This is a genomic window from Campylobacter sp. S4:11, from assembly GCF_024723695.1.
Taxonomy (GTDB): Bacteria; Campylobacterota; Campylobacteria; order Campylobacterales; family Campylobacteraceae; genus Campylobacter_D; species Campylobacter_D jejuni_C.
In genome coordinates this window covers 1-3045 of the sequence record NZ_JANQDC010000038.1, presented here as the reverse complement: position 1 = coordinate 3045, position 3045 = coordinate 1, and the positions used below count along the sequence as shown (strand labels likewise).

The following is a 3045-nucleotide window of genomic DNA, read 5'->3' as shown; positions in this document are numbered from 1 at the left end:
TTTTGGATCTTTTAAAGCTTTGATGTTTTCACTTTCATAAGCATGGATAGTATCTTTACTAAAACTAATGCTTGGGGCGTACTGGTGGAGTTTGATCTCTCCACTTACTTCTTGAGTGCTAGCTACACTTTGATTATAAGTAGCAATGATTTGCAATCTTTTAATATTAAAATCTTTTACTCCTTCAAATACTACCTTACTCTCGCCTTTATCATCAGCTGTGCTTTCTTTATCATTGTTAATTCTTAAAGTCTTATTGCTTTGTATATCTTTAGCCTTCCATAAAACTTTTGTTTTTGGCATTAAACCTTTAAGTTTTACTTCAAAGTCGCTTTTATAATCAATCATTCCTTTTTCAAAGTCTTGGTGAGTCACAGGATCTTTTCCGGTAGGAAGTTCCATAGTAGCTGTATAATTTTTAATTTCTAAAACTTTACTTTTTTCTTTTACTAACTCATCATTCATATTCTTAGCAATGATTTTTACTTTTTCATTTCCACTAAGTCCTATGATTTCCACATTACTCTCGCCTTTATCATCGGCTATTAAATTAAGCTCTTTGGAGGTTTTATCTTTATCTATAAATAAAGCATTATCTCCTTGTATGCTCCATTTAACCTTAGTAGAATTAGCTTTTAAGTTTTTATAACTCGCATGAGTTTTTTCTTTATTACCTATAATAGTTTTATCTAAAATGATATCATCCTCTCCATAAATTGCTATTTGAACAAATGTTTTTAAAGTAGCTCCTAATACACTGGCAATAATTTCAACTTTTTCTTTATTTTTCATATTTGTATCAGGTTTATAGATGATGTTTGAATTTCCATCTTTATCGGTTTTATCTGAGCTTGGAGTTTTTTCTAGGCTTCCTTTGCCAATTAATTTCCAATGAATTGCTAAATCACCCGCTAAATCATTTCCTGTAAATGTAATTAGAGATTTTTCATGCCTTTGTATATTAGAAGGTTTAGCAAATACTCTAAAATCTCCTTTTGGAGCTATGATAGTAATAGGGAAACTTTCTTGAGCATTCCCTGCTTTAGCAATTAAATTGGTTTGATGGACTCCATAAGCATGGATTATCTTTACAAAAACTTTTCCATTATCATCAGTAATATAATGATTTCCATTCTTTAAGATTACACTTTTTTGTTCAGGAGTTACACTCATAGCAACATTTTTAACTGCTTGGTTAAAACCATTTTTTAGCATAATACAATGAGTATTATCTCCTAAATTTCCACAATAAGAAATATGATAAGTATTATTAATAGCTTTATATTCAAGCACCATAGAATAATCTCTATCGATAAAATGAGTTCTAGATCCTTCAATGGTATTATTTATACCTGCCAATTTTGTATCAAATGCATGTTTAAATCCGTCTTTGTCTAAAGGTATATTAAAATTCATAGCCACGTTTGTGCCTTGTTTATCACTTTCATTGCTTCTTTTATGACTTAGCGAAAAAGTTAATGCTGGACAAGGTGAATAAGTAATACCTCCTTCATATATTAAAGGATTTTTTTCTAAATCTTCATAACAACTTACATTGCCAAATGGAGCAACCTTTTCTCCATACCATTTACTCATATTAGCAAAAACAGCTACGTTGCTCATAGAAGGAAAAGCATATTTAACACCCATATCCCAGCCATTAGCAGGACGTTCTAAGAAAGTTAGATCATTATTAGTATTTTTAAAATCATAACTATTAATCCAATCACTTAGCCTTTGATAAATATTAGCATGGAAAGCGAGTGTATCTAGCATACTTTCAAAACCTAAAGACATTCTTTTATGCTCTCTATTAAAATCATGATCATAAACTAAGTTTAATCCTAGCATGATATTACCTGAATTATTTAATGCTAATGCATTAGGATAATATCTTATACCACCACCAAAATGACCTATGATTCTATTATTATCATATCCACCTATACCACTTTGTAAAAAATAAGATATTTTTGGATTGTCTTCACTCATAATAGGTAAAAGAACTTTGGCATTACCACTTAAGCCACCTCTGTCATTATAGTTTAAATTAAACTCGCTGTTAATAGAATGATTAAGAACATGTAAATATTCTTGGATTAAAGTATTAGCTTGTAAGCTTAAATAATTGCTTGCTAAATCTCTTATAAGTTCATTTCTTTCTTTGCTATCTTTGGCATTATATACATTGCCTATGGCTTGAATAGTATTAATAACCTTATTAGATAATTCTTCATCTTCTTTGCTAAGATTAGAATCTTTGTTCGGTTTTTCTTCTAATAGTTTTTTGACTCTTGGATTAAGATTATTATGATTTTTAATTTGACTTGTTTCATTGGAAGTAAGAACCTGATTGTCATCTATAATGATTTTATCTTGATTTTTTAAAATCATTATTTGAGAAAAAAGAAAAGTGTGAATAAGTAAAACAAGTAAAAGTGTTTTTTTCATATCCCCCCCCCCATAACCTACATTTAATTTTTATCTGTGATGAGAATATGATAACACAAAAAATATAAAAACGATAAAAAAGTTATAAAAATATTGAAAAATAGTCAAAAAACTATCATAAATAATAATTATTTATAAATTATAATCTAAATTACTTTTATTTTTTATTAAAAAAATACAAATAGATTTATTATTATTTACATATCATCAAAAATCACTTTTATTTACTTTTTTAAAATAATGCACTAATAGGCTTTTGTGGTTTTTATATTTATACTTTATTATATTGTTTAATATATGTGGATATGGAAAAATAGTATTTATATAAGAATATAAAGTGTATTTATTATATTTAGTATATGAAGTATAAATACTAAGCTTATATATGGTAATAAATAAAGAGTATAAATATCTTATTATGCTATTTAGATAATTATAATATAGAGTTTTTATATAAATTTGATAATAGTTGTTATAATCTTAAAATAACTTATTAAAAAAATATATTTAATTATAATTTATATGTTTTTATAAATCAGGTAATAGGTAAAATAATATATAAAATATTTAATGGAAAATGAAAGGTGGTTTAAG

General features: G+C 26.5%; 1 protein-coding gene. It reads right to left on the bottom strand.

The genetic code is table 11. The features are described from left to right. A partial coding sequence (locus CAMP5053_RS07910) for an inverse autotransporter beta domain-containing protein (RefSeq protein WP_337217607.1) occupies window positions 1-2451 on the bottom strand: 2451 nt, incomplete at its 3' end. Window positions 2452-3045: the final 594 nt, after the last annotated feature.